The organism is Caulobacter sp. GW456-12-1-14-TSB4, from assembly GCF_059424195.1.
The window spans coordinates 93384-118505 of sequence record NZ_JBWKZF010000002.1 but is presented as its reverse complement, the minus strand read 5'-3'; the positions used below and the strand labels follow the sequence as shown (position 1 = coordinate 118505).

The following is a 25122-nucleotide window of genomic DNA, read 5'->3' as shown; positions in this document are numbered from 1 at the left end:
CCCATGAGTTCGCGACAGCGCATCCTGGTCATCGACGACGAGCCGCAAATCCACCGCTTCCTGGGTCCCGCCCTGGACGCGGCCGGCTACGAGCCGCTGCGCGCCGACGGCGGCCAGGAAGGCCTGCGCGGCATCGCCCTGTGGTCGCCCGACGCGGTCGTGCTCGATCTCGGCCTGCCCGACATGGATGGCAAGGAGGTGCTGGAGAAGGCGAGGGCGTTCTATGACGGCCCGATCCTGATCCTGTCGGCCCGCGATCGCGAGATCGAGAAGATCGAGGCCCTGGATCGGGGCGCCAACGACTATGTCGAAAAGCCGTTCGGGGTCGGCGAGCTGCTGGCCCGCCTGCGCGCCGCCATGCGCCAGGCCGGCCGCGCCCAGGCGCCCAGCGGCCCCATCCGCGCCGGCGATGTCGAGATCGACCTGGAGAAGCGCCGCGTCACCCGCGCCGGCGAGGCCGTGAAGCTGTCGCCGCGCGAATACGACGTCCTGGTTCGCCTGGCCCAAGGCCACGGCAAGGTGCTGACCCACAAGGAGTTGCTGACGGCGGTCTGGGGTCCCGCGCACGCGCACGACACCCAGTATCTGCGCGTCTTCGTCGGCCAGCTACGCCAGAAGCTGGAGGCCGACCCGGCCAACCCCAGGCTGCTGCAGACCGAGCCGGGCGTCGGCTACCGCTTCGTCGACGACGGGGCCTAGCTGCGGCGGACGCGGATGGCCGGCTGGCTGCCGATCTTCATCATGTAGCTGCCCATCGACGCCTTGCGGACCTCGATCGTGTCGCCGGCCTTGGGCGGCTTGCCCACGGGCGTGTCGTCGATCTGGCGCCAGACCGCGCCGTCCTCCAGGGTGACGACCAGCCGCTGCTCGGCGTCGATACGGGCGCTCTTGACCACGGACTGCAGCGTCTCGGTCTCGGCCTTGTCGACGCCCTTTTCGAAAATCGAAAGCGTCGGCAGCTCCAGGCCGAACGCCTGGCGCCGGGCGGCGCGAGCGGTCTGCTTGTCGATGATGATGACCTCGCCGCTTTCCTGGGCCTTGGTCACCGACTGCGTGGCCTTGTCGTAACAGGCCAAGCGGTCGGCGTCGGCGGTGATGGCGCGGCAGGCCTTCAGCGCGGCGATAACCGCCGGCTCGGCGGGTTCGGCGGCGAAGGCGGGGGCGGCCGCCAGGGTCAGGGCGGCGGCGAGCAGCAGCTTGGTCATTGGAACTCCTTACGCGGCGAAGCTTAGGCGGCTTTTGCGGCGTCGCCCAGCAGCCATCCCGTCAGCGACAGTCGCTTGGCGTCGGCATAGGAGGCGACCTGCGCCACCGAGTGGGCCGTGGGCACCTTGAACAGGGTCAGCACGTTGAACTCCGGCCTGAAGCCGCGCGTCACATTGCCTTCGGCGTCATGGAACAGCAGCTGGCCGCCCCAGTCGGCGCGCCACTGGCGGGTAAAGCCCAGGGTAAAGGCGGCCAGGCGCGTGTCCTTGCGATGGCTGTCGTCGTGCAGGGTCAGGAAGTCGCCGGCGCGATAGTAGGACGCCTGGGCTCGGACGCCCGCCACGGCCGGCGCGCCGATCACGCGGCGACCGAAGTCCAGGAAGTCCTCGCTCTGCAGGAACTGCGTCGCGCGGTGGATCGGGGCCTCACTGCCGCGCAGATACTCATCTTGCAGGGCATAGGACATGTGCACGAAGGAAAAGCCCTTCGCGGCGCGCTTGAGCGCGCTTTGCAGGAACTGGCGGACCTGGGCCTCGCCGAACTTCTTGATGACCTCGGGCGTGATCACCAGCGTTTCCGAGGTCTCGTCGGGCGCCACGATGCTCCAGGTCAGGCCCTCCATCGTCTTGGCGACGTCGTCGGCGTCGGCCGGGACCAGGAAGAGCGGGATCTGCACGAACCCATCCCGCGCGAACCGCGTCGCGAACGTCTCGACCGGCAGATCGCCGTTGATTCTGAGGGGAGGGTGCGTGGGCATGTCGGACTCGTCGGTACAGCTTCGCGAGCATGGATTTGCTCGGATTTTATTCAAGAGGTGCTTTTCGTCCCCGCGCAACTGCCCCTGTGGCGCAATCGCCAACGACCTGGGGCGAGTTGTCGCAGGGATGCGCGCACTTCAAGTCGAAGTGCGAATATTGTCGGCAAAACGACGTTCTCAAGCGTCGCGGGCTAGCATACCATCGCCTCGAATTGAGTTTCGGAAGTAACTTTTTCCGTCCTGTTCATGGCGGATGATCTGTAACGGCACCGTCGTTTGATTAAGGCGAAAACATGGATCGAAGGTCCATTACTTCGTAGACGTTATACGACATTGCAAAATCGTAACGAAGTCGCCCACCTCCATCTCGTTGAAAATACACAAACTTGACCAACCGGCCGTTCGGGCCTGTGTCAGGTGCGTCACATTTGGGTCACAGGTGGAAATTTCCTGGGCATTTTGCCCTTGGGACTAATTGACCAAGGGTCGTCGAATTCCACTCTTGCTCCCAAAGCCCGGTTCCAGGGGGGACGGGGGGAGCGTCGTATGCCCATCCGCAGGGCGCGGCGTGTAAGTTTTGGAGGTGGAATTTGTTTAGTGTAGCGACCCGTAGAAAGCGCCTGCTGGCGTCCTCGATCCTTTGCGGTTTCATGCTGCCGGCCGCCGGCGCCTGGGCGCAACAAGCGACTCCGGATGAGTCGGCCCAGGTCGAGGAAATCGTCGTCACGGGTTCGCGCATCGCGCGTCCTGACCTGACCTCCTCGAGCCCGGTCGCCCAAGTCGGCGCCCAGGAGCTCAAGCAATCGGGCGTGGTGAACACCGAAAACCTGCTGAACACCCTGCCGCAGGCCGTCCCGGGCATCACCTCGACGGTCAACAACGGCAGCAACGGTACGGCCACGGTCAACCTGCGCGGCCTCGGCTCGAACCGCACCCTGGTTCTGGTGGATGGCAAGCGCCAGACCCCGACCACCCAGGGCGGCAGCGTCGACCTGAACCTGATCCCGCCGGCCCTGATCAAGCGCATCGACGTCGTGTCGGGCGGCGGCTCGGCCGTTTACGGTTCGGACGCCGTCGCCGGCGTCGTGAACTTCGTGCTGAAGAACGACTTCGAAGGCATGGAATTCACGGCCGGCTATCAGGACACCGACAAGGGCGAAGCCCCGATCTATTCGTCGGACCTGACCATCGGCGCCAACTTCGCCGATCGTAAGGGCAACGTCGTCCTGAGCCTGGGCTACAACAAGCGTGAAGCCCTGACCCAAGCCAAGCGCGGCGGCATGCTGAGCACGGCCTGGGGCGACAACGCGACCAAGACCGGCCTCGTGCCGTCGGGTTCGGGTTCGAACGAACCGGGCCAGGTCGGCGCCTTCGTCGCCGGCAAGTTCATCACCCTGCCGGGCGTGGCCAACAACGCCGCGAACGCCGCGCTGTTCCTGACGGACGGCAACGTCCGCCTCTACAACTCGGCCACCGACACCTACAACTTCGCGCCGACCAACTACGTCCAGACGCCGCAAGAGCGCTTCTCGGTCACGTCGATGGCCAGCTACGAAATCAAGCCGGGCCTGACGGCCTACGCCAAGGGTAACTTCGTCAACAGCCAGGTCGTGACCCAGCTGGCGGCGACCCCGGTCGGCAGCCGTACGTTCCGCTTCTCGCTGGACAACAACCCGTTCCTGACGCCGGCCGCCAAGGCCGCGCTGAACAGCCTGGGTTCGTCGACCGCCTACACCATCCCGGCCTCGAGCTCGTGGACGGCTGGTACGTTCACCGACCAGGACGCCAACGGCAACGGCATCTTCGACACCGTCACCGGCGTGTTCAACCGTCGTCTGAGCGAAGTCGGCCCGCGTATCTCGAAGTTCAACTTCTTCGGCTACCAGATGCAACTGGGCCTGAAGGGCGATATCTCGGCCATCAACGGTGGCTTCGACATCTACTACCAGTACGGCAACACCCACGGCAGCAACTCGCTGATCGGCGACACCAGCCTGGCTCGCATCCAGCAGGCCCTGCTGCTGAACGCCGCCGGCACCGGCTGCTTGGATCCGTCGGGCGGCTGCGTGCCGATCAACCTGTTCGGCCAAGGCAACATCTCGAAGGCCGCCGCGGACTTCATCAAGACCCGTATCAACTCGTCGCAAGACTATGAGCAGCAGTACGGCGGCTTCAGCATCAACGGCGACACGGCGAACATGTTCTCGCTGCCGGCCGGCCCGATCGGCTTCGCCGTCGGCGCCGAATACCGTGCTGAAGAGTTCGCCTTCCTGCCCAGCCAGGATCTGGCCACCGGCAACCTGACGGGCTTCAACGCCAGCCCGCCGGTCTCGGGTCGCTTCGACGTCTACGAAGGTTACGCCGAAGTCCTGGTTCCGCTGCTGAAGGACCTGCCGCTGATCAAGGCGCTGGACCTGGAACTGGCCGGCCGTACCTCGGACTACACGGGCCAACCGCACCCGGTTAAGACCTGGAAGGTCGCCGGTTCGTGGAAGGTGTTCGACGACCTGATGCTGCGCGCTTCGTACAACAAGGCGATCCGCGCTCCGTCGATCGGCGACCTGTACGCGCCGCAGTCGAACGGCTTCCCGACCGCCACCGACCCGTGCTCGGCTCGCGCCGCGCCCACGGCCGCCATCCGTCAGGCCTGCATCAACTCGGGCGTCGCCGCCAGCGTCGTCGGCCTGATCAACGCCAACCAGCAGACCCAGACCCTGTCGGGCGGCAACCCGAACCTGCGTCCGGAAGAAGGCAAGACCTTCACGGCCGGCTTCGCCTACACGCCGTCGTGGCTGCCGGGCTTCTCGATGACCGCCGACTACTTCGACATCAAGATCAACGACGCCATCGCCTCCTTCGGCGGCAGCGCTTCGAACGTCATGAATGTCTGCTACGGCACGCTGGTCAACGGCAACCCGAACTCGCCGTACTGCCAGGCGATCCGTCGCCTCGCCAACGGCTCGATCGACTTCGTCTCGCTCACCGCGCAGAACGTCGCCACGATCACCACGGCCGGCTTCGACGTTGGCGTGACCTACCGCACGACCATGGAAAACCTGGGTCTGCCGGATTGGGGCGCGCTGACCTTCCGCTCGCTGTACACCAACACCTGGGACTCGACGACGACGCCGGACGAAATCTCGTCGCCGGTCAAGTGCGCCGACAAGTTCGGCACGCGTTGCGGCAACCCGACCCCGCGCCACAAGCTGCGTTCGACGATGAACTGGACCAAGGATCAGTTCGGCGTGAACATCGTTTGGAGCCACCTGGACGACGTGCTCGACGACGCTCCGGCCACGGTCTACACCGTCGAGCGTATCGGCGCTAAGAACTACTGGGATCTGTCGGGCGACTGGAGCGTCAACGATCACGTCGCCTTCACGGCCGGCGTGCGCAACCTGACGCAAGAATCCTATCCGATCCTGGGCGGCAACGCCTCGCCGTCGAACAGCGGCTATCCCGCCGCCTACGACGTCCTGGGCCGGATGTTCTTCATCAACGCCCGCCTGCGCTACTAGGAGATACGACCCTCTCCGGCGTTTCGACGTCGGGGAGGGGGACCTCTTACGAAAAGGCCCGCCTCGATCGCTCGGGGCGGGCCTTTTTGTATTTATTTCAGGGCTTTATTGCTGACAGCTCAGCGTGGCGCGACGTCGAAGGCCATGGTCAGCCGATGGCCGGGATCGGAGAACGGCCGCGTGCCGTGCCAGAAGCACGACGGGAACAGCACCAGCATTCCGCGCTCGGGCTTGACCATGTGCTGGGCGACCAGGGCAGGGGATGTCGGCGCTCCTGGCCGGCCGAACTGCAGCCAGCCCTCGCGGGCCTCGCTGTCATCGACCGCCGCCGGCAGGTCCAGATAGAAGGCCGACGAGATCCAGCCCTTGGGATGGACGTGATCGGCGTGGAAGCCGTCGGACCGCAGTCGCACCGACCAGCCGCCAGCGAAGTCGAAGTCGGCCGAGCGGCGCGCGCGGATCGGATCGTCGCCCGGACCCAGGTCCTCGATGTAGCGCGCCACCGCCTTGCGGGCCGAGGCGAAGAACGCCCGCACCAAAGGGTCCTCGGACCGATCCAGCGACGGGACCTGGGTGCCGCCGCGCAGCGACTGCTGCAACGGGTGGGTCTTCAGGTCGTGCAGCTCCAGAAGTCGCGTGCGCAACGCCTCCAGGAAGGTCTCCAGATCGGGCCAGCCGTCCGGCGTCTCCAGGCGATAGGCGCGCACCAACTGGTCGTGATCGCTGAACGGCGCCAAACGCGGATCTTCGGTCAGCCGCCAGGCGGTGTTGCGCAGCGCCAGGGCGTACTGGTCCAGCGGCGTGGCCGCGACCAGGCGCTCGGCGGTCTCGGCGGCGGCCTGGGCCTGGCCCGTCGCCAGCAGGGCTTCGCAGAGCACGGCGTGAACCTCGGGCGCGGCGGGCGCCAGGCGTTCGGCCGCCTGGACGTGGGCCAGCATCCGCCGGGCGTCACCGACAGCGCCGGCCGCGCGCGCCGCAGCCAGCAGCAGCAGGACGTCGTCTGGCGTGCGTTTCAGCGCATCGTTCAGCGTCGCATCGGCGGCCGTGTGATCGCCGGCGAAGGTCAGCACCGTGCTCTTGATCAGCCACAGGCCCGCATCGTCCGGATGCCGCCCCAGCGCGGCCTCCAGCGCGGCCAGCGCCTGGTCCTGGCGTCCAGAACGCATCCAGCGCAGCTGCGCCAGGTCCAGATGCGCGGCCGCGTAGTTGGGCCGGCGCGTCAGGGCGGTCATGAAGGCTTTCTCGGCGTCGTCGTAGCGCCGCAGGCCTTGCAGGGCCTTGCCCAGGACCAGCCAGACCTCGGGCGCATCCAGGCCCAGGGCCAGCGTCCGGCGCGCGGCGGTTTCGGCCTCGGCGTCGATGTTCAGGTCGCCCAGCGTGGCGGCCAGATTGTACCAGGCGAAGCGATCCGACGGCGAACGCATCACGGCGCGGCGATTGAACGCCACGGCGTCGCTGACGCGGCCCAGGGCCTTCAGCGCGGCGGCGTGCGCTATCAGCAGGTTCGGCGTCGCGCCGCTGGCCTGGGCCGCCGATTGTGTCAGGCTCGAAGCCTCGGCGGCGCGGCCGTGGTCTATGAGAGTCCAGGCTTTCTGGGTCAGTGAGTCGGTCATGGATCGTGTCGGATTACGAGGCTGTAATACTAGAAACACGCCAGGGTCGTTCATAGTGCTAATCGATATTTCCGATAATATATCTTAGACGATAAATAGCTCAGCGCAGCCCGGCCGTCAGTTCCTGGGCTTCGCGCTGCTCTCCCTGTCGATGACCTCAGCTCATGGTGCCCCGAGTATATGGCGCCCCGAGTATATGGCGCTCCGAGTATGCGGCGCTTTCCACGATCAGCGCTTCTAGCGCAGCCTCGAACGCGCGGTCGTTCGGTGATCCCATCATCGGCGCGCCCATCGTGGGTCGGCTTGGCGGCTTTGTCGCTGGAGCCGCCGTGACCGGCATCCGTTTGAAGCGGTCCGATCTATCCTCGCGCAACGCGATCTCGACGCAGATTGCGCCACGAGTTACTTTCTCGATCGCAACGAAAACGATCGTACTAACATGTAAAAACGATCGTACGCTCAGCTATTACTCTGTGTAATTTCCATCGATCGCCGATAAGTCCGATTAAATCACGGGATAGTCTTTCAACATTTTAGATTATATCGAAGCCGTACGAACGTTATCGTGCGTCGTTATTCTTTCACATATCCGTAAATAAAATGGCGGATGACAAAGTTATGACCCCCTCCACTAGCGGCGCCGAGCAAGGCGTCGCGGCGGTTTCAATCATCCAGATCGGGGGATCGACGTGACCATCAAGAAGCTGGCGCTGGCCAGCACCATCATCGCGCCGCTGTTCATGGCGCCCTGCGCCTTCGCTCAGCAGGCCAGCGCCGCCCAGGGCTCCACCTCGGTCGACACCGTCGTCGTCACCGGCTCACGCATCGCCCGCCCGGAGCTGGAGTCGGCGATGCCGATCTCGGTGATGAGCATGGAGCAGATCAAGGACTATGGCCGCATCACCGTCTACGACGCCCTGATGCAGAACCCGGCCATGGGCCCGGGCCTGGGCGAGTCCAGCTCGCTAGGCCAGGAATATGACGCCGGCGTCGCCAACATCAATCTGCGCAACATGGGCAACAACCGCTCGCTGGTGCTGGTCGACGGCCATCGCTGGGTCTCGGGCGGCGCGCGCACCTCGGCGGTCGACGTCAACACCATCCCCACGGCGCTGATCGACCGCTTCGAAGTGGTCACCGGCGGCGCCGCGGCCGTCTACGGCGCCGACGCGGTGACCGGCGCGGTCAATGTGGTGATGAAGAAGCAGATGAAGGGTCTGCATCTCAGCGCGACCACCGGCGTCTCCTCGCACAGCGACGCGCGCCAGTCGGACTTCACGGCGGCGACCGGCTTCGACTTCGGCGAAGGTCGCGGCCATGTCGTGCTCGGCGGCAACATCTCGACCACCGACAAGCTGCGCAGCACCGAGCGCTGGATCAACCGCGACGTCTACAGCGCCAACCCGGCCAATACCGGCCCGAACGACGGCATCCCCGACCGCCTGCTCTATCGCGACTACCGCGTCATGTACCGCTCGCTGGTCCCGACCTGGTGCATGTACAACGGCAAGAACGCCTGCGGGAACAACAACGGCCAGTGGTACCAGTATGTGGGCGGCCAGGTCGTGGCCGTGCCGAAGGACAGCTACGGCATCGTCACCGCTGGCGAGACCGGCGGCCAGAACGGCGGTCCGGGCCTGAACGGCAACGAGAACCACTTCATCCGCAACGGCTCCAACCGTCAGTCGGCCTACGCCAACGCCAACTACAGGTTCACCGACGACCTGGTGTGGAACGGCACGCTGAGCTTCACCCGCAGCACCACGCGCGGCGCCGGCGAGTTCCCCGAGTACCGCTCGGACGCGCGCACGGGCAAGATCTGGTGGGGCAAGGACGGCGTCGCCAACACCGGCGAGATCGCCACCCTGACCAACCCGTTCCTGCCGGCCGCCATGCGCGACTACATGATCGCCAACGGCCTGACCCAGCTGGGCCTGGACCGCAGCTACAACAACCTGCCCCAGACCATGGAGCACCACGACCGTCGCAACTTCCTGATCGGCAGCGACATCACCGGCAAGCTGACCAGCAAGCTGAACTGGACCGCCTTCGCCCGCTACGGCCAGGTGGACGACGACTGGACCACGACCAACATGGTCGGCCGCGACCAGTGGCTGTTCGCTCGCGACAGCATCAAGGACGCCAGCGGCGCCATCGTCTGCCGGGACGCCACCGCCCGCGCCGCCGGCTGCAAGCCGTTGGACTTCTTCTCGACCGAACGCCCGTCGCAGGACGTGCTCGACTACCTGATGTTCGACCGCTTCGAGAAGACGCGGAACTCGATGCTGAACGCCGGCGTCAGCGTCGACGGCGAGCTGTTCAACCTGCCGGCCGGCGCGGTGAAGGCCTCGGTCGGCGCCGAATGGCGTCAGGAGAAGCTGGACACCTGGGACGACCCGGACAAGGCCAAGCTGTCGACCATCGTCTACGCGCCGGGCAACGACTTCGCTCTGCACCCCGACTTCCACCACAAGCGCGAGACGACCGAGGCCTTCGCCGAGGTGGTCGTGCCGGTGCTGGCCGACCTGCCCTTCGCCCGCAAGCTGCAGGTCGAAGGCGCCTATCGCTATTCCGACTACAGCGACAACGACAGCACCGACACCTGGAAGGCCGGCCTGACCTGGCAGCCGGTCCGTGACCTGACCTTCCGCGGAACCAGGTCGCACTCGATCCGCGTGCCCAATTTCGGTGAGCTGTACACGCCGATCAGCTTCTCCAGCTACGGCAAGATCGATGACCCCTGCTCCAGCGTCTACATCGCGCTGAAGCCGAACCGTCAGGCCAATTGCGAGGCGACCCTGCCGGGCGTGAAGTTCCCGGTCCCCTACCCCAACCTCAACGTGCCGATCGTCTATAGCGGCGGCAATCCGGACCTGGAGCCGGAGACCTCGAACTCGCTGACCTACGGCGTCGTGATCCAGCCGCGCTTCCTGCGCAACTTCGACATGACGATCGACTATTGGGACATCAAGGTCGGCAACGTCATCACCTCGCTGGCCTACACCACGCTGATGAACAATTGCGTGGACTCGGCCGGCGGCCCGGACATGGCCTACTGCAAGTACGTGATCCGCAACCCGGCCGGGACGCGCGACGTCGACGGCACGCTGATCGAGGGCTCGGTCAAGGAAGTCCGCACCCAGTTCGCCAACCTAGCCGGCCAGCGCGTGCGCGGCATCGACCTGTCGGCGCGCTACCGCACGCAGGTCGGTCCGGGCATGCTGCGCCTGACCTTCGCGGGCACGAAGCTGCTGGAGCAGACGACGATCTCGGAAAAAGGCAAGGCGGGCATCGACTATGCCGGCCAGTGGAACTACCCGACCTACAAGGCCACGCTGACCACCAGCTATGACCTCGGCCGTTTCACCTTCGGCCTGAACAATCGCTACGTCAGCAAGAGCAAGTACGCGATCAACCAGAGCGACGAATACAACGAGTTCCCGAACGTCCGAGCCTTCATCTACAAGGACATCAACATTACCTGGCATGCGAAGAAGAGCTTCGACATCGCGCTGGGCGTGAAGAACATCGACGACTACGGCGTGCCGCCGGCGATCCAGGACACCGCGATCTCGCCGCACGGCACGGGTGACGGCCGCAACATCGGTCCGGCCTATTACGATGCGATCGGTCGCTACTTCTTCCTGAAGCTCGACGCCTCGTTCTAGCCTGGTCGGGCGGCGTCGTTCCCCTCGGCGCCGCCCGTTTCGGTCCGACCAAAAGGTCGAAAGTGGCTTGACCAATAATTAGACTGGCCAGATATCTCGCTCCCAAGAGTAAAGTTTGGGAGGCTCCTATGAAGACCGCATGGCTCGCCGCCGGCGTCCTGATCGCCATCGCGCCCGCCGCGCACGCCGCCGACTACGGCCTGCTGGGCCCGACCTTCGGCAAGGGCGCCGTCTCCCCTGCCCTCAAGGACGCCATCGTCTCCCGGGCTGCGGCCACGCTGGACCGCCCGCCCGGCGCCATCCCCCACGCCCACACCGAAGGCACCCTGCCCGGCAAGGGCATCCGCGAGATCAGCATCAAGGCCCGCGAGGACCAGCCGATCGTGCTGAACTTCGCCCTCGCCTACCGCCTGACCGGCGATCGCAAGTTCCTGGAGGCGACGGGCCGCTATCTGGAGAACTGGGCTGACATCTACCAGATCTCGTTCAATCCGATCGACGAGACGGGCTTCGACACCCTGGTCATGGCCACCGACCTGACGGACGCCGACCTCCCCGCCCCCATCCGCGCCAAGATCGACGCCTTCTGGCGCAAGATGGCGGTCGGCTATCTGGACGCCATGGACGCCGGCCCCAAGAACGCCAACACCAACTGGCAGAGCCACCGGATCAAGATGGCGACCATGGCCGCCTACCAGACCGGCGACGCCAAGCTGATCGCCCGGGCCCGCGAAACGTTCCGCAAGCAGATCGGCGTCAATCTTTATGCGGACGGCTCGACCTTCGACTTCCACGAGCGCGACGCCCTGCACTACGTCACCTACAATCTCGACCCGCTGATGATGGCCGCCTTGTCGGCCCAGGCGCACGGCGAGGACTGGTTCGCGTTCAAGAGCGCCAGCGGTTCCAGCCTGCCGAACTCGCTGGACTGGCTGGCGGCCTATGCGAAGGGCGAGAAGACCCACAGCGAGTTCGTCAATTCCAAGATTCAGTTCGACCGCGACCGGGCCAATTCCGGCCAGAAGGAATACGCGGCGCATGACTGGGACGTCTCGAATGGCGTGGGCACCTACACCCTGGCCAGCCTGCTGGACGCCAAGTACCTGCCCCTGCGGGACGACCTGGTGAAGCGCACCGGCAAGAAACCGGCGCCGTGGGCCGAGATCCTGCGGTCTTCGCGGCCATAAGTTGACCCAGGTCCTCCCGCCTGACTTGATCGCCAGCGGGAGGACTTGATGACTCGCTCGAACCGTATCCTGACCGCAGCCGGCATCGGCGTGCTTGTCGCCGTGGTGGTGGGCTTCTACCTGGCCTCGCCGATCTTCGCGCTGAAGAGCCTGACCGAGGCGGCCAAGGCCGGCGACAAGGCCAAGCTGGAGCGCGCCGTGGACTTCCCGGCCGTGCGCGAAAGCCTGAAGCTGCAGCTCAAGGCCAGCATGACCCGCAAGTTCGAGGAAGACCCCAAGCTGCGCGACAACCCCTTCGCGGCCTTCGGCCAGATGCTGCTGGTCGGCGTGGTCGACAAAGCGGTCGACACCTATGCGACACCGGACGCCATCGCCACCATGGTCGCGACCAACGAGCCGCCCAAGAGCATCAGCGCCACGCCGGACGGTCCGGTCATCGAGCAGCCCCAACCCGAGGTGGCGGCCAAGCCCAAGGACAAGTCGAGCGTCGAGGTGAAGTACGGCTACCAGGACCTCGACCACTTCCGCGCCACCTATCGCGACCGCAAGGACGCGGACCAGGAGCCGTTCGGCCTGGTCCTGAAGCGCCACGGCGTGTTCGGCTGGAAGCTGGTGAAGATCGAGCTGCCGGGCCTCGACTAGGCCAGCCGCCAGTCGATCACGGTCCCTTCGTAGGCTTCGACGCCCCGGCCGATGCCGGCGATGGCGCGGCTCATGGCGCCGTCTCGGTCCAGGATCGTGTCGGCCAGCGAGACCATCAGGGCGTTCGGCGTGGCTTCCGGGCAGAGCGCGCGGAGTTCTTCGGCCAGCGCCTGCTCCCCGCCGGGCCGCGTCGCGCAGGCCAGGACATAGGCCGCCGCCGTCGAGCGGCTGACGCCGGCGAAGCAGTGGATCAGCAGCGTGGGTGTTTCGCGCAGCGCCAGGATCGTCTCGATCATCGCCGCCGAGGGTGCGATGAGACCTTCACGTTCCTCGGTGATGTCATTGAATCGCAAGAGTGTTCTACACTGCGTCACAGCCGGCGCCGTCGCGTCCGGCGAGATCAGCGACAGGACGTGATCGGCCTCGCCCGCCAGCTGTTCGACCGCCGTGACCGGCCCGACCAGCAGTCTCATGCCAGCGCCGCCGCGCCGAGCAGGAAGCCGACTTCGAACACCTGCTCGACCGCGCCCAGCACGTCGCCGGTATGGCCGCCGATCAGCCGCTTGGCGGTCAGCGCGACGAAGGCGGCCAGCAGAACGCCGCCCGCCAGGCCGGCCAAGGCCGCGCCCGGCGGCAGCAGGATCAGCGGCCAGGCGGCGATCAGCAGCGCGACTAGCACCTCGCCGGTCCGCACGCCCTGCGGCACGGGCTTCCACTTGCCCGCCTCGCCACTGGGGGCGTAGGGCGTCAGGCGCATGACGGTGACGGCGGCGGCGCGGCCCAGGCCGTGGGCGGCCAGCAGCAGGGCGGCGGCGGCCGGTGTCGTCGCAAGCACGGCGCCCTTCAGGGCCAGAACACAGACCAGGGCGCAGGCGCCGTAGGTCCCGATCCGGCTGTCCTTCATGATCTCCAGCCGCCGCGCCGGCGTCTGGCCGCCGCCCAGGCCATCGGCGGTGTCGGCCAGGCCGTCCTCGTGGAAGGCGCCGGTGATCAAGAGGCCTACAGCGATGGCCAGCACAGCCCCGACCGGTGCGCTCCATAGCCGCTCGCCGACCAGCAGGACGCCGGCGCAGACTGCGCCGACGCCCTGCCCGACCAGCGGGAAATAGCGGGCCGAGCGGGTGATCCAGTCGGACTCGAAGGTCTTGAGCGCCGGGGTCGGGGCGCGCGTCAGGAACTGGACCGCGCAGACCAGCAGCCGGACCTGATGCGCGAGCAAGCCCATGCGTTAGAGCCGCCCGTTCAGCACGTCGTCCAGGCTGGCGACGTCGCTCAAAAGGCGCGAGGCGGCGCGGACGATCGGCAGGGCCAGCAGGGCGCCGGTGCCCTCGCCCAGGCGCAGGCCCAGGTCCAGTAGCGGCTCGACGTCCAGCGCCGCGAGCATCCGCTGATGCCCTTGCTCGGCCGAGCGATGGCAGAAGACGCAGTAGTCCTGGACCGCCGGGACCAGCCGGATCGCCGCCAGCGCCGCCGCCGAGGCGATGAAGCCGTCGACCAGCACGGGGACCCGCGCCGAGGCCGCGCCGATGACGGCCCCAGCCATCATGGCGATCTCCAGCCCACCGAACTCGGCGAGCACGTCGAGGGGGGCGGTCGCGTCGGACCGCACCGCCGCCCGCTCCAACGTCGCCAGCTTGCGCGCCAGGCCGGCGTCGTCATGGCCCGTGCCACGCCCGACGCATTCGACCAGCGGCGCGGGCGCCAGGCGGTGCATGAGCAGCGCCGCCGAGGCGGTGTTGCCGATGCCCATCTCGCCCAGGGCCAGAATCTCGAAGCCCTCGGCGACCGCGTCACGGGCGATGCGCGCACCGGTCTCCAGCGCCTGGGTGACCTCTTCGGGCGTCAGGGCCGGCTCGACGGCGGCGTTGCGAGTCCCGCGCCGGACCTTCGCTGCCAGCAAGCTGGGATGGGCCGGCAGCTCTGCGTCCACGCCCGCGTCCACGACCCGCAGCTCGGCCCCGACCGCGCGGGCGAAGGCGTTGGCGCTGGCCTTGCCGGCCAGGAAGGTCGCGACCATGGCCTGGGTGACGCTGGACGGATAGGCCGAGACGCCCTCGGCGGTCAGGCCGTGGTCGCCGGCGAAGACCAGCAGCAGGGCGCGGTCGAAGGCCGGTGGCGCGCCTTCGGCGATCAGGCCCAGGCGCACGGCCAGATCCTCGACCCGGCCCAGGGCGCCCAGCGGCTTGGCCTTGCCATCGATCTGGGCGCGCAAGCCGGCCGCGTGGGCGAGGTCGATCGGCGGGACAGTCGGCAAGTTCATTTGAAAGTCTCCAGGCCGGCGATGGCGGCCAGGGCGGGGATATCGAAGGCCTGTTCCAGGACGGCGGCGATCTCGTCCAATGCCTGGTCGATACGGACGGCCTGGTCGATCGTGTCGGACACCGCGCCCAGCTCGGCCAGCAGCGCCGCCCTCGCCTCGCCCCGGTCGAACAGGCCGTGGACATAGGCGCCGCGCACCAAGCCGTTGGCCGAGACCGCGCCGTCCGTGACGCCGTCGTCGAAAGTCAGCATCGGCGAGACCGCGCCCGTCGTGCGGCCGACATGCATCTCGTAGCCCTCGAACCTGGCGCCGCCAGCCAGGGTCCCGGACACCGGCCGCAAGGTCTTGTCGCCAGTCATCACCGTCTCGACGTCCAGCAGGCCCAGCCCCTCGACGGAGTCCGGCGGTCCCTCGACGCCGTCTGGATCAGACACCCGCTGGCCCAACATCTGGTAGCCGCCGCAGACACCCAGCACCCGACCGCCGCGCCTCACGTGCGCGGCCAGATCGATGTCCCAGCCTTGTGCGCGCAGGAAGGCCAGATCGGCCAGCGTCGCCTTGGTGCCCGGCAGGATGACGAGGTCCGCGTCGCCCGGCAGAGCCGTGCCGGGAGGCACAAAAGCGAACTCGACCTCCGGCTCGGTGCGCAGGGCGTCGAACTCATCGAAATTGGCGATGCGCGACAGCATCGGCACGACGATCCGCACCTTGCGGCCGTCGGCGGAGGCGGCGCGGTCCAGCACCACGGCGTCCTCGGCCGGCAGCCGTCGCGCCGCCGCCAGCCAGGGGGCCATGCCAAGGTCGGTCCAGCCCGTGCGGCGGACGATCTCGGCGCGGCCGTCCTGGAACAGGCTGGGATCGCCTCGGAACTTGTTGATCAGGAAGCCGTGGATCATCGCCCGGTCGGCCTCGTCCAGCACCGCGTGGGCCCCGACCAGGGCGGCGATGACGTGGCCGCGATCGATGTCGCCGACCAGCACCACGGGGACATCGGCGGCGATCGCGAAGCCCATATTGGCGATGTCGTTGGCCCGAAGGTTGATCTCGGCCGGACTGCCGGCCCCCTCGACGATGACGAGGTCGCTTTCGGCTTCCAGCGTGCGGAAGCTCTCGATCACCGTGCCCAGCAGCGCGGCCTTGCGCTCCTGATAACCGCGCGCCTTCCAGTTTCCCGCCATCTGGCCGCGCACCACCAGCTGGGCGCCGACATCGCTCTGGGGCTTCAGCAGCACGGGGTTCATGTCGACGGTCGGGGCGACGCGGCAGGCGATGGCCTGCAGCGCCTGGGCGCGACCGATCTCGCCGCCGTCGGCGGTCACGGCGGCATTGTTGGACATGTTCTGCGGCTTGAACGGCCGCACCCGCAGGCCGCGATTGGCGAACAGCCGGCAAAGCCCCGCCACCAGCACCGACTTGCCGACATCGGAGCCACAGCCCTGGATCATCAACGCGGCCATGCGAAGCCTCCTGCCGCGAGCATCAACCAGAGGATCCCGCACGCGACCAGATAGATCCGCATCGCGCGCGCCAAGTCGGCCGCGGTCGGCGCCCTGCCCTCGCCCAGCACCGGGCGCTGCGACAGCGCCCCGTCGTACCAAGCCGGACCGCCCAGCCGCACGCCCAGCGCCCCGGCCATGGCCGCCTCGGGCCAGCCGGCATTGGGCGAGGCGTGCTTGCCGGCGTCGCGCAGCATGACCTTCCAGCCGCCACCGCCGGCCAGGGCGACGATGACGCCCGCCAGCCGCGCCGGGATCAGGTTCAACAGGTCGTCGAATCGGGCCGAGGCCCAGCCAAACGACCGCCAGCGCGGCTCGCGATGGCCGATCATGCTGTCGGCGGTGTTGACGGCCTTGTAGACGAAGAGGCCCGGCAGGCCGCCGACCACGAACCAGAACAGCGGCGCGACGACGCCGTCGCAAAAGCTCTCGGCCAGGCTCTCGATCGCCGCCGTGGCGATGTCGCCTTCGGTGAGCTTGGCGACGTCGCGACCGACGATCATGCCGACGGCGGCCCGCGCGCCCTCCAGGTCGCCGGCGGCCAGCGGCTTGGCCACCACCCGCACATGATCCCAGAGATTACGCTGCGCCAGGCCCAGCCAGCCGACCGCGACGACGGCCCACGGCCCGCCATAGCGCGTGATCAGCCAGCCGGCGGCGGCGCTGACCGCCACCAGGCTCAGAAGGGTGATCCCGCCGAGCAGACGCCGCAGCAGCTCGCCGAACGCCGACTGGTTCAGCATCCGCTCCAGCAGTGAGATCAACGCCCCGACCCAGACCACCGGATGCGGCGCGCGCCGATGCAGCGCGTCGGGATAGCCGACGACGGCCTCGACCCCGGCCGCCGCCAGGACGATCCAGGGGCTGGCGGACCAGGAACTAGCCGGCACGGCCCAGCACTTCGATCAGCGGCCCGCCCTCGCCCGCGTGACGGCGGACGACGACGCCGTAGACGTCCGACAGGGTCTCCGGCGTCAGGGCCGTGTCCGGTGCGCTATCGACCACCAGACGGCCCTCGTTCAACACCAGCACCCGGTCGGCGAAGCGCGCGGCCAGGTTCAGGTCGTGCAGAGTGACGATCACGCCCTTGCCCTCGTCGTGAGCCATGCCGCGGAACAGCGCCAGGGCGTCCAGGGCGTGGCCGGGGTCGAGACCGGTCAACGGCTCGTCGGCCAGCAGCCAGTCGGTCTGGCCGGCCAGGCCCCGGGCGATCAGGGCGCGGGCCCGCTCGCCGCCCGACAGTCGCGTCACCGAGCGGTCGACAAAAGCTTCCAGGCCGGCGGCGGCGATGGCGGTCTCGATCGCCGAGCGGTCCTCGGCGCTGGGACCGAAGGCCCCGATGTGCGGCGTTCGTCCCAGGCCGACGAAGGTGCGCACATCGACGTCCCAGGCGATCTCCGGCGTCTGGGCCAGGAAGGCGATGCGGCCGGCGCGTTGGCGGCCAGGCATGGTCGCGACGGCGGCGCTGTCCAGCATTACCGCGCCGCCGTCGGGTTTCAGCAGACCCGCCAGGCACGACAGCAGGGTCGACTTGCCAGCGCCGTTGGGGCCGACGATGGCGATGACGCCGCCTTGGGCGAAGTCGGCGGTGATCCCGGCCAGCACTGGACGGCCGCCCAGCGCCAGGGTGACGTTCTCAGCGTGCAGGCTCATGCCAGCCTCCGTCGCATCGAGATCAGCATGGCCAGGAAGAACGGTCCGCCCAGAATGGCCATGGCGACGCTCAGCTTGATCTCGCTGGCGGCCGGGGTCATGCGGACCAGGATGTCGGCGGCCAGGGTCATGACCGCGCCGCCCACGAACGACGGCAGCAGCACCGCGCTGGGCTTGGAGCCCAGCAGCGGCCGCAGCAGGTGCGGAGTGATCAGGCCGACGAAGCTGATGACGCCGGTCACCGCCACGCTGGAGCCGACCGCCACGGCGACGCCGATCAGCATCAGCCAGCGCGTGCGCGAGAGGTCCACGCCCAGCGACCGCGCGCCCTGCTCGCCCAGGGTCAGGGCGTCCAGCGACCGGCCCAGGGACAGCAGCAGCAGGCCGCCGACGATGACGCCCGGCGCGGCCAGCTTGACCTCGTCGATGCTGCGGTCGGCCAGCGAGCCCATCAGCCAGTTGACGATCTCGTTCACCGCCCACGGGTTGGGCGCCAGGTTGAGCGCCAGGGCGATGGCCGAACCGCAGACGGTCTGGATGACGAAGCCGGCCAGGATGAAGGTGACGATGCTGGAAGTGATGCCGGCCAAGCCCAGCAACGCCGCCACGCCCAGCCCCGCCCCGACCATGGCGGCCGCCGGCAGGATCCAGGTCGCTTCTCCCGCCGAGCCCAGATAGAGGGTCAGCACCGCGCCCAGCGCCGCCGAGGTCGAGACGCCCAGCGCCGCCGGATCGGCCAGCGGGTTGCGGGTGTAGCCCTGCAGCGCCGCGCCGGAGAGGCCCAGCGCCCCGCCGACCAGGATGGCCAGGATGGTGCGCGGCAGGCGCAGGCCGAAGACGATGGCCCAGCGCGGATCGGCGCCGCCGGAGGTCCAGGCGCTCCACGGCGCCCAGACGCGTCCGGCGCACAGGCTGACGCCGAACAGCACGACCAATAGCGCCAACAGGACGCTACAGATCAGCCATGGCTGTATTTGGGGAGACCGGAGCTTCATGCTCCCTCCTTCAACGCTTGGGCTCGCGCCCGGGCCATGGCGGCGGCGGTCTCGATCAGGACCGGGCCACCGCAATAGAGAAGCTTTTCGGGCAAGCGCACCTGGCGCATCCGCCCTGACACCGATTTCAGGGCCGGATGGGTCATGACCCGGTCGGCCCAGCTGCGCGCGCCCGGGCCCGGCACGCCGACCAGCAACACCTGCGGCGGGTCGGCCAACAGGCGCTCCAGCCCGACATTGCCCCAGGTCCGCAAGCCAAAGCGGCGGGCGACATTGTCGAAACCGGCGTGGTCCATCATCTCGTCGACCAGAGTGCCGGGGCCGGCGGCGAAGCCGTTGGGCTGATAGATCAGCGCCGTCAGCCGCCGCGCGCCGGACGCGGGTTTGGACGCCGCGATCGCCGCCTCGATGCGCGCGACCAGGGCCTCGCCGCGATCGGGATGGCCGATCAGCTTGGCCATCTTGCGGACCTGGCCGAGGCTTTCGTCGACCGACTTGGGCACCTTGAAGCGCTGGACCGGCACGTGCAGGCGTTTCAGCGCATTGCGGGTCGCCAAGGCCGAGTGCTGGCTGGCCAGGACGAGGTCTGGCATCAGGTCGATGACCTCCTCGGCGCTTTCCCAGGTGTAGGGCAGCGTCTTGGCTTGGGCCGCGACGGTCGAGCCCTGTTCCTCGCGGGCGTAGTGGCTGAGGGCGGCGATCTGGCCGCGGTCGGCCAGGTGCACCAGCATGGCGTCCAGGCAGCTGTTCAACGACACGATGCGCTTGGGCGCTGGCAGTGGCGCGCCCGCCGTCATGGCTAGGGCGCCGGCGATGGCTTCGCGGCGGTTCATGACGTCACCGCCTGAAGAGCACGCTTGAAGCGTTTGAATTCATTGCGCGAAGGCAGGCCGATGCGAAGTCGGTCGGGGCGATCCGCGAACGGCCGGGTCAGCACGCCCTGGGCGCAGAGCCGGGTGAACAGGCCGTGGGCGTCCGGCGTCTCGACCCAGCGGAAGAGATCGCAGCCGCCGAGCGGCTTCAGGCCCGCCTCGACCAGTGCGGCGTCGATGGCGGCGGCCTGGGTCGCCAGCCATGTTCGGGTCTGAGTGCGCCAGGCATCGTCGGCATAGGCTTCCAGGCCCATAGCCAGCGCGTCGGCCCCGACCGGCCAGTCGCCGAGCAGGACACGAAATTCTCGCGCGAAGACCTTGTTTCCAATCAGGAAACCGAGACGCGCGCCCGGCAGGCCATAGAACTTGCCGAACGAGCGCAGGGTCACCAGCCGGTCGATCTCCAAGTCGGCGACGCTGAGCTCGGGCGCAACCTCGCCGAAGGACTCGTCGACCACGGTCCAGCGGCCGGCGTCAGAGCGCTCGGCGGCCAGGGCGGCCAGGGTCTCGCGGTCGATGCGGCGGCCGTCGGGGTTGTTCGGATTGACCAGCACCAACACGTCGGCGCTGACGGCGCGCGGGTCGTCCAGCGATGCCGCCAGGCTGGGCGACGAGGCCGACCAACTCTCGGTATGACCGCCATAGATCGGGGCCAACAGCGCGACCTCCCCGCCGCCGATCAGGCCGGGCAGCAGCCGCAGCGCCGCCTCCGCGCCCGAGGTCGCGACCACGCGGCCGGCGTCGGCGACGCCGAAGGCGCGCGCGGCGACGGCCTCGAGCTCGGCCAGCTCATGCGGGTCCGGCAGCCGGCGCAGGGCGTCGGTCGGCGCCCGCTGGCCGGACCACGGCTCGGGATTGATCCCGGTCGACAGGTCCAGCCAGGGACGCGGCGCGTCCGGAAAAGCGGCCATCGCCTCGCGGAGACGGCCGCCGTGCCGGAAGGCGCCGATGGTGGGTATCGACGCCCTCATAGGCTTAAAAGCGCGCCCGCAGGCCCAGGAAGGCCCCACGGCCCGGCGTGCCGTAGTTGAGGATGGTCTGGTAGTCCTTGTCGAAGGCGTTCTCGACTCGGCCGAAGACCTCCAGGGTCTCATTGATCGGATAGGCCGCCCGCAGGTCGACCAGGGTGTAGCCCTTCACCACCTGGGTGTTGGTGTCGTTGTTGAAGGTCTTGCCCACGTAACGCACCGCCACCGTGGTCGACAGCTTCACCGGCCAGACATAGGTCGCCGACAGGTTGCCCATGTTCTTCGGGCGACGGGTCAGCTGCTTGCCCTTGGTGGTCCCGGAGTTCGATTCCGCGTCGGTGTAGGTGTAGTTGGCGGTGATCGTCAGGGCGGTCGTCGGCTTGACCTCGCCGATCAGCTCGACGCCCTGCGCCTTGGTCTTCTGGACGTTGTCGTAATAGCCGAAGCGGAACATCCCGCCCGGATTGCACAGCGCCGCGGTCGAGCCCGAGGCGCACGAGAAGAAGCGGATCTCGTTGTCGGCCTCGCGGTGGAACCAGGTGGCCGAGGCGCGGGCCTTGCCGCCGAAGAAGCGCTGCTCGATCCCGGCGTCCCAGCTGTCGAACTCTTCCGGCGACAGGTTGGTGTTGCCGTATTCGCTGTAGAGTTCGTAAAGGCCCGGGGCGCGGAAGCCCTGACCGAAGCTGGCGCGCAGGACGGTGTTGCCCTCGTTCAGCGCATAGGCGGCCGCGACCTGGCCCAGGGTGTGGCTGCCATAGGTGTCGTGGTCCTCGTAGCGCAGGCCGCCCGTCAGGGTCAGGCCCTGGACCGGCTCGACCTGCAGTTGGCCGTAGACGCTGTCGACGCCGACGCGGCCGGTGCGGAACGGGGCGTTCTGCGTGGTCGGGGTGGGCGAGCGGGTGCGCATGCGCGACTTCTCGCTCTCACCGCCGAAGGTGGCGGTCCAGATGTCCGAGATCGCGAACACCCCCTGGTATTCGACGCGCTTGTTCTTGCCGGCGGCGTCGAAGGTGATCGGGCCGGTCGGACGCGCGGGGTTCAGGTTCTCGCGGTCGGTGTCGGTGTAGGCGTAGCCGAGGCGGTTGTTCCAGCGGCCGTCCAGCAGGGCGAAGTTCAGGCCGGTGTAGACGACCAGTTCCTCGGTGCGGGCGAACTCGGCGCTGTCGCCGTTGAAGGCGTCGAAGTCGTTCTTGCCCTTCGAATAGACCGAGCGGACCTCGGCCGAGACGTTGTCGGTCAGCGCCACGCGGACGCGGCCCGAGACGCCGGTGTTCTGGTAGCCGTCCTTCTCCTTGCCGACCTTGTACGAGGAGAAGCCGTCGGTGGTGTAGTAGCCGCCGGCCAGGCGCCAGGTGATCTTGTCCGAGGCGCCGCCGACGCCGGCCCGCAAGTAGCCGGTCTTGCGCGCGCCGGCTTCGGCCTCGACCGAGCTCTCGAATGGCGTGGTCGGGTCGGCGGTGACGATGTTGACCACGCCGCCGATGGCCTGGCTGCCCCACAGGGTCGACTGGGCGCCGCGCAGGATTTCGATGCGGGCGATGTCGCCGACCAGCAGGTTGCCGCTGTTGAAGCCGCCCTGCGTCGAGGACGGGTCGTTCAGCTTGACGCCGTCGATCAGCACGACCGTGTGCTGGGTCTCGGCGCCGCGGATGTTGAGGCTGGTGGTCGTGCCCGGCCCGCCGTTGCGGGTGAAGCTGACGCCCGGCTGCTGGGCCAGCAGTTCGGTGACCGAGATCGCCTGGCTTGCCTCGATGGCGGCCTGGGTCAGGACGGTGACCGACTGACCGATCTTCTGGATGGGCTGGGCAGTGCGGGTGGCGGTGACCACCAGCTCGGCGACGCCGTTGGCGCCGGCCTTACCGGCGACGTCGGCCTCGGGGGCCTTCTGCTCGTCGGCCATGGCGGCGCCGGCGACGAGGACGGTAGCGAGAGCGGTGGAGCTCAGAAAAGCTCGGATCATGGGTCTTCCTCTTCGAAACGATCCGCGCGCCAGCCGACGCACCCGCAAATTCACGCGTACGCTGGACCGTCGCGCGGTCCTGGACTGCCGTTTCTCGGGAAAACCCGTTCGTTTGGCGCACCCCGGCCAACCGATGAACGACCGCGCCGGGCAGGTCTCCTGGCTCACGGGTCTATGCTCTTGGCGCCGCCTTCCCAGGATCCGAGGACCCCAGTGGCATGTGACGCTAGAACTCGCCGCTTACAGTTGCGGGGGCAGCCGAGGTCTTGAACCTCGTTCCCTTTTAATCCTCTTTCGAGGAGCCTGACGCGCGGTCAGCCCTATATGCTGCGCCGCACACGGTCAATGTGGAGCTTCCATGACGTCGATCCTGGTGCTGGGCGGGGCCCGTTCCGGCAAGAGCGCCTTTGCCCAGAAGGCGGCGGAAAGCGCCAGCGGTGGGCGTCTAGTGCTGATCGCCACCGGGCAGGCCTTCGACGACGAGATGGCCGAGCGCATCGCCCGCCACCAAGCCGAGCGCGGCGAATCGTGGACCACGGTCGAGGCCCCGCTGGCGCTCCCCGAAGCGATCGCCGCCCTCCCCGCCGACGCCGTAGCGGTCGTGGACTGCCTCACGCTGTGGCTGTCGAACCTGATGCTGGGCGAGCGTGACGTTGGCGCGGCGGCGACCGCGCTAGTCGAAGCCGTCGCCGCCTGCCCTGCCCGCCTCTGGCTGGTCAGCAACGAGGTGGGCCTGGGTCTCGTGCCCGAGACGCCGCTGGGCCGCCGTTTCCGCGACGAGGCGGGACGGCTGCACCAGCGGCTCGCGCAGGCCGTGGACGAGGTCTATTTCATAGCCGCCGGCCTGCCGCTACGCCTCAAGCCGCAGGCTTGGTGATCCGCCGCCAGCCGATCACCACGCCGCTGACCGAGATAATCAGACCCAGGATGCTGAGCAGCCAGACCACGATGTCCCATAACGGCCGGTGGGCTAGCAGGAACCCGAAGTCCAGGCTGTGCAGCGCCGAGAAGGTCCAGCGGTAGAGTCGCAGGGAGTCGTCGGCCACACCGACCATCCGGCCGCTGGTCGGGTCGATATAGAACCAGCTGCGGGCGGGATCATCGAAGCCGGCCCTCAACACCGGCAGCGGCGCCTTGTCGTGGTGCGAGTACCAGTAGGCGTCGTCCTGCGTCAGGCGATCGCGCATGACCAGATGCGCGCCCGGCACGAGCGTCGAAGCGCGGGAGAACAGCTCGCCGTCGGTGAAGGTCACGCGGCGGCCGCTGGCCGGATCCAGCACCGCCTTGGCCGCGCCATCGTCGACCAGCATCAGCGGTCGCTCGCCCAGCCAGTAGAACCGCGCCAGCCGGTCGCCGTGGCGATCCTTCAACGCTGCGGCTTCCAGCGGATAAGGCGCGGCCGGCGCGGTCATCCAGGCCTTGCGGCCCAGCATCACCGCGTCGCCCGGCCCGCCCCAGTCGTTGGGGTTCATCGACATCCAGCCGCTGAACACCCAGGTCAGGACGAAGAGCCCGCCGACCAGGCCCGTCAGATGGTGCCAGGTCATCCAGCCGCGATAGGGCGACATCCGCCCGCCGGCGTAGCGACGTTTGAGCCGCACGCGCAGCAGGCCGATCCAGAGGCCGGTGACGGCGCTGACCATGCCTATCCCCGAGGTCCACAGCACGACCTGGGCCCAGGCCTGGGGCATGGCCCGCAGGCTGGTGAAGTACAGCCAGTGCGGCACCGTCCCCAGCCAGTTCCAGAACCGCTCGGTTCGATTGGTGTCGAGTACGATCTCGCCGCCCTTGGATCCGACATAGACCTGCGTCCCCGCCGCATCGTTCAGCGCGAACAAGTGCAGCGGCCGCGCGGCGTTGTAGCTCTGGGCCACGGTCCACTGGTCGCGTTCGAGCGTGCGCAGGAAGCGCGGCGAAGCCTCGGGCCAGGCGGCCGCGACCACGGCCTTGGCCCGCTCGGCGTCGACCGCGCCAAGCACCCGGCCGTCGACCGCCGAGACCCCGACGCGCTTGCGGCCTTCGACCACGCGATAGACCGGCTCGCCACCCCACATCGACAAGGTCAGGTCGGCCGGGAACGCCTTGGCGCCGGCCTTGTCGACCGCCACCGACGGACCCAGCCGCACCCTGCCCCAGTCGATCGGCGCGCTGTGCGCGACCCGCTCGGCCTCTTCGAGATGTGGGAAACGCACGTACATCATGGTCAGGCCGGAGACGAACCACAGCACGAACAGCAGGCAGGCGGCGACGCCCAGCCAGCGGTGGACGAACCACAGCCAGCGCTTGCCGACCTTCCAGGCGGGCCGCCAGTTGAACGTCGCCCCCAT

20 protein-coding genes and 1 riboswitch are annotated in these 25122 nt (G+C 68.1%); of the genes, 6 read left to right on the top strand and 14 right to left on the bottom strand.

Annotation, left to right across the window (positions count from 1 at the left end; translation table 11 throughout):
* The first annotated feature begins 3 nt into the window (after nt 1-3).
* Complete coding sequence (locus AC07YH_RS02525) at nt 4-699, top strand: winged helix-turn-helix domain-containing protein (RefSeq protein ID WP_494745439.1); 696 nt, start codon at nt 4-6, stop codon at nt 697-699.
* Here the strand turns inward: AC07YH_RS02525 and AC07YH_RS02520 are convergent.
* Nucleotides 696-1205, bottom strand: a complete 510-nt coding sequence (locus AC07YH_RS02520) for a hypothetical protein (protein ID WP_494745438.1) — start codon at nt 1203-1205, stop codon at nt 696-698. The two genes, AC07YH_RS02525 and AC07YH_RS02520, sit on opposite strands and share 4 nt — an antisense overlap.
* 23 nt (nt 1206-1228) lie before the next feature.
* Entirely contained in the window at nt 1229-1963 is a 735-nt protein-coding gene (locus AC07YH_RS02515) for a 2OG-Fe(II) oxygenase family protein (RefSeq protein ID WP_494745437.1), read from the bottom strand.
* A 650-nt stretch (nt 1964-2613) separates the two neighbouring features.
* Between AC07YH_RS02515 and AC07YH_RS02510 the strand changes: the two genes are divergently transcribed.
* Nucleotides 2614-5481 carry a TonB-dependent receptor domain-containing protein gene (locus AC07YH_RS02510; protein WP_494745436.1) on the top strand — a complete coding sequence of 956 codons (2868 nt, stop codon included), beginning with the start codon at nt 2614-2616 and terminating at the stop codon, nt 5479-5481.
* A gap of 119 nt (nt 5482-5600) precedes the next feature.
* Here AC07YH_RS02510 and AC07YH_RS02505 read toward each other — a convergent pair whose 3' ends face one another.
* Nucleotides 5601-7094, bottom strand: coding sequence for a putative 2OG-Fe(II) oxygenase (locus AC07YH_RS02505; protein WP_494745435.1), 1494 nt, complete (start codon nt 7092-7094; stop codon nt 5601-5603).
* A gap of 689 nt (nt 7095-7783) precedes the next feature.
* Here AC07YH_RS02505 and AC07YH_RS02500 point away from each other — a divergent pair.
* From AC07YH_RS02500 to AC07YH_RS02490, 3 genes are all read left to right on the top strand, one after another.
* The gene (locus AC07YH_RS02500) at nt 7784-10762 is read left to right on the top strand and encodes a TonB-dependent receptor plug domain-containing protein (RefSeq protein WP_494745434.1); all 2979 of its coding nucleotides are present in this window, start codon (nt 7784-7786) and stop codon (nt 10760-10762) included.
* 128 nt (nt 10763-10890) lie between these two features.
* Nucleotides 10891-11949, top strand: coding sequence for an alginate lyase family protein (locus AC07YH_RS02495; RefSeq protein WP_494745433.1), 1059 nt, complete (start codon nt 10891-10893; stop codon nt 11947-11949).
* Between the two features lie 48 nt (nt 11950-11997).
* A complete protein-coding gene (locus tag AC07YH_RS02490; protein WP_494745432.1) occupies nt 11998-12591 on the top strand; it encodes a DUF2939 domain-containing protein in 594 nt (197 codons plus the stop codon).
* On the opposite strand, the gene AC07YH_RS02485 is transcribed toward AC07YH_RS02490, so the two are convergent.
* The 10 genes from AC07YH_RS02485 to AC07YH_RS02440 all read right to left on the bottom strand — a co-directional run bounded on the left by AC07YH_RS02485 (nt 12588) and on the right by AC07YH_RS02440 (nt 22795).
* A complete protein-coding gene (locus tag AC07YH_RS02485; RefSeq protein ID WP_494745431.1) occupies nt 12588-13064 on the bottom strand; it encodes a tyrosine phosphatase family protein in 477 nt (158 codons plus the stop codon). The genes AC07YH_RS02490 and AC07YH_RS02485 overlap by 4 nt on opposite strands.
* Entirely contained in the window at nt 13061-13816 is a 756-nt protein-coding gene (cobS, locus tag AC07YH_RS02480; RefSeq protein WP_494745430.1) for an adenosylcobinamide-GDP ribazoletransferase, read from the bottom strand. Before cobS ends, AC07YH_RS02485 begins: the two co-directional genes overlap by 4 nt.
* A 3-nt stretch (nt 13817-13819) precedes the next feature.
* Entirely contained in the window at nt 13820-14851 is a 1032-nt protein-coding gene (gene cobT, locus AC07YH_RS02475) for a nicotinate-nucleotide--dimethylbenzimidazole phosphoribosyltransferase (protein ID WP_494745429.1), read from the bottom strand.
* On the bottom strand, nt 14848-16308 hold the full coding sequence (locus AC07YH_RS02470; RefSeq protein WP_494745428.1) for a cobyric acid synthase: 1461 nt from the start codon (nt 16306-16308) through the stop codon (nt 14848-14850). Before AC07YH_RS02470 ends, cobT begins: the two co-directional genes overlap by 4 nt.
* Complete coding sequence (gene cbiB / locus AC07YH_RS02465) at nt 16296-17237, bottom strand: adenosylcobinamide-phosphate synthase CbiB (protein WP_494745427.1); 942 nt, start codon at nt 17235-17237, stop codon at nt 16296-16298. The genes AC07YH_RS02470 and cbiB overlap by 13 nt, the downstream gene beginning before the upstream one ends.
* Nucleotides 17227-18000, bottom strand: a complete 774-nt coding sequence (locus AC07YH_RS02460) for an ABC transporter ATP-binding protein (RefSeq protein WP_494745426.1) — start codon at nt 17998-18000, stop codon at nt 17227-17229. Before AC07YH_RS02460 ends, cbiB begins: the two co-directional genes overlap by 11 nt.
* Entirely contained in the window at nt 17997-18995 is a 999-nt protein-coding gene (locus tag AC07YH_RS02455; protein WP_494745425.1) for a FecCD family ABC transporter permease, read from the bottom strand. Before AC07YH_RS02455 ends, AC07YH_RS02460 begins: the two co-directional genes overlap by 4 nt.
* Nucleotides 18992-19828: an ABC transporter substrate-binding protein gene (locus AC07YH_RS02450; protein WP_494745424.1), complete on the bottom strand. Its 837-nt coding sequence runs from the start codon at nt 19826-19828 to the stop codon at nt 18992-18994. Before AC07YH_RS02450 ends, AC07YH_RS02455 begins: the two co-directional genes overlap by 4 nt.
* Entirely contained in the window at nt 19825-20778 is a 954-nt protein-coding gene (locus tag AC07YH_RS02445; protein WP_494745423.1) for an aminotransferase class I/II-fold pyridoxal phosphate-dependent enzyme, read from the bottom strand. Before AC07YH_RS02445 ends, AC07YH_RS02450 begins: the two co-directional genes overlap by 4 nt.
* A 64-nt stretch (nt 20779-20842) precedes the next feature.
* Nucleotides 20843-22795, bottom strand: a complete 1953-nt coding sequence (locus AC07YH_RS02440; protein WP_494745422.1) for a TonB-dependent receptor plug domain-containing protein — start codon at nt 22793-22795, stop codon at nt 20843-20845.
* Nucleotides 22796-22927: 132 nt separating this feature from the next.
* Nucleotides 22928-23117, bottom strand: a riboswitch (cobalamin riboswitch).
* Nucleotides 23118-23153: 36 nt separating this feature from the next.
* On the opposite strand from AC07YH_RS02440, the gene cobU reads away from it, so the two are divergent.
* On the top strand, nt 23154-23672 hold the full coding sequence (cobU, locus tag AC07YH_RS02435; protein WP_494745421.1) for a bifunctional adenosylcobinamide kinase/adenosylcobinamide-phosphate guanylyltransferase: 519 nt from the start codon (nt 23154-23156) through the stop codon (nt 23670-23672).
* Here cobU and AC07YH_RS02430 read toward each other — a convergent pair.
* Nucleotides 23653-25122 (bottom strand): PepSY domain-containing protein, encoded by a 1470-nt coding sequence (locus AC07YH_RS02430; RefSeq protein ID WP_494745420.1) that lies wholly within the window; start codon nt 25120-25122, stop codon nt 23653-23655. The genes cobU and AC07YH_RS02430 overlap by 20 nt on opposite strands.

Bases quoted from the DNA above. Each gene is read 5' to 3' on its own strand.
- AC07YH_RS02505 (WP_494745435.1), bottom strand. From the start codon at position 7,094: ATGACCGACTCACTGACCCAGAAAGCCTGGACTCTCATAGACCACGGC.
- AC07YH_RS02455 (WP_494745425.1), bottom strand. From the start codon at position 18,995: ATGAAGCTCCGGTCTCCCCAAATACAGCCATGGCTGATCTGTAGCGTC.
- cobS (WP_494745430.1), bottom strand. From the start codon at position 13,816: ATGGGCTTGCTCGCGCATCAGGTCCGGCTGCTGGTCTGCGCGGTCCAG.
- AC07YH_RS02525 (WP_494745439.1), top strand. From the start codon at position 4: ATGAGTTCGCGACAGCGCATCCTGGTCATCGACGACGAGCCGCAAATC.
- AC07YH_RS02460 (WP_494745426.1), bottom strand. From the start codon at position 18,000: ATGAGCCTGCACGCTGAGAACGTCACCCTGGCGCTGGGCGGCCGTCCA.
- AC07YH_RS02440 (WP_494745422.1), bottom strand. From the start codon at position 22,795: ATGATCCGAGCTTTTCTGAGCTCCACCGCTCTCGCTACCGTCCTCGTC.
- cobU (WP_494745421.1), top strand. From the start codon at position 23,154: ATGACGTCGATCCTGGTGCTGGGCGGGGCCCGTTCCGGCAAGAGCGCC.
- AC07YH_RS02450 (WP_494745424.1), bottom strand. From the start codon at position 19,828: ATGAACCGCCGCGAAGCCATCGCCGGCGCCCTAGCCATGACGGCGGGC.
- AC07YH_RS02510 (WP_494745436.1), top strand. From the start codon at position 2,614: ATGCTGCCGGCCGCCGGCGCCTGGGCGCAACAAGCGACTCCGGATGAG.
- AC07YH_RS02520 (WP_494745438.1), bottom strand. From the start codon at position 1,205: ATGACCAAGCTGCTGCTCGCCGCCGCCCTGACCCTGGCGGCCGCCCCC.
- AC07YH_RS02470 (WP_494745428.1), bottom strand. From the start codon at position 16,308: ATGGCCGCGTTGATGATCCAGGGCTGTGGCTCCGATGTCGGCAAGTCG.
- AC07YH_RS02490 (WP_494745432.1), top strand. From the start codon at position 11,998: ATGACTCGCTCGAACCGTATCCTGACCGCAGCCGGCATCGGCGTGCTT.
- cobT (WP_494745429.1), bottom strand. From the start codon at position 14,851: ATGAACTTGCCGACTGTCCCGCCGATCGACCTCGCCCACGCGGCCGGC.
- AC07YH_RS02430 (WP_494745420.1), bottom strand. From the start codon at position 25,122: ATGGGGGCGACGTTCAACTGGCGGCCCGCCTGGAAGGTCGGCAAGCGC.
- AC07YH_RS02485 (WP_494745431.1), bottom strand. From the start codon at position 13,064: ATGAGACTGCTGGTCGGGCCGGTCACGGCGGTCGAACAGCTGGCGGGC.
- AC07YH_RS02515 (WP_494745437.1), bottom strand. From the start codon at position 1,963: ATGCCCACGCACCCTCCCCTCAGAATCAACGGCGATCTGCCGGTCGAG.
- AC07YH_RS02445 (WP_494745423.1), bottom strand. From the start codon at position 20,778: ATGGCCGCTTTTCCGGACGCGCCGCGTCCCTGGCTGGACCTGTCGACC.
- AC07YH_RS02495 (WP_494745433.1), top strand. From the start codon at position 10,891: ATGAAGACCGCATGGCTCGCCGCCGGCGTCCTGATCGCCATCGCGCCC.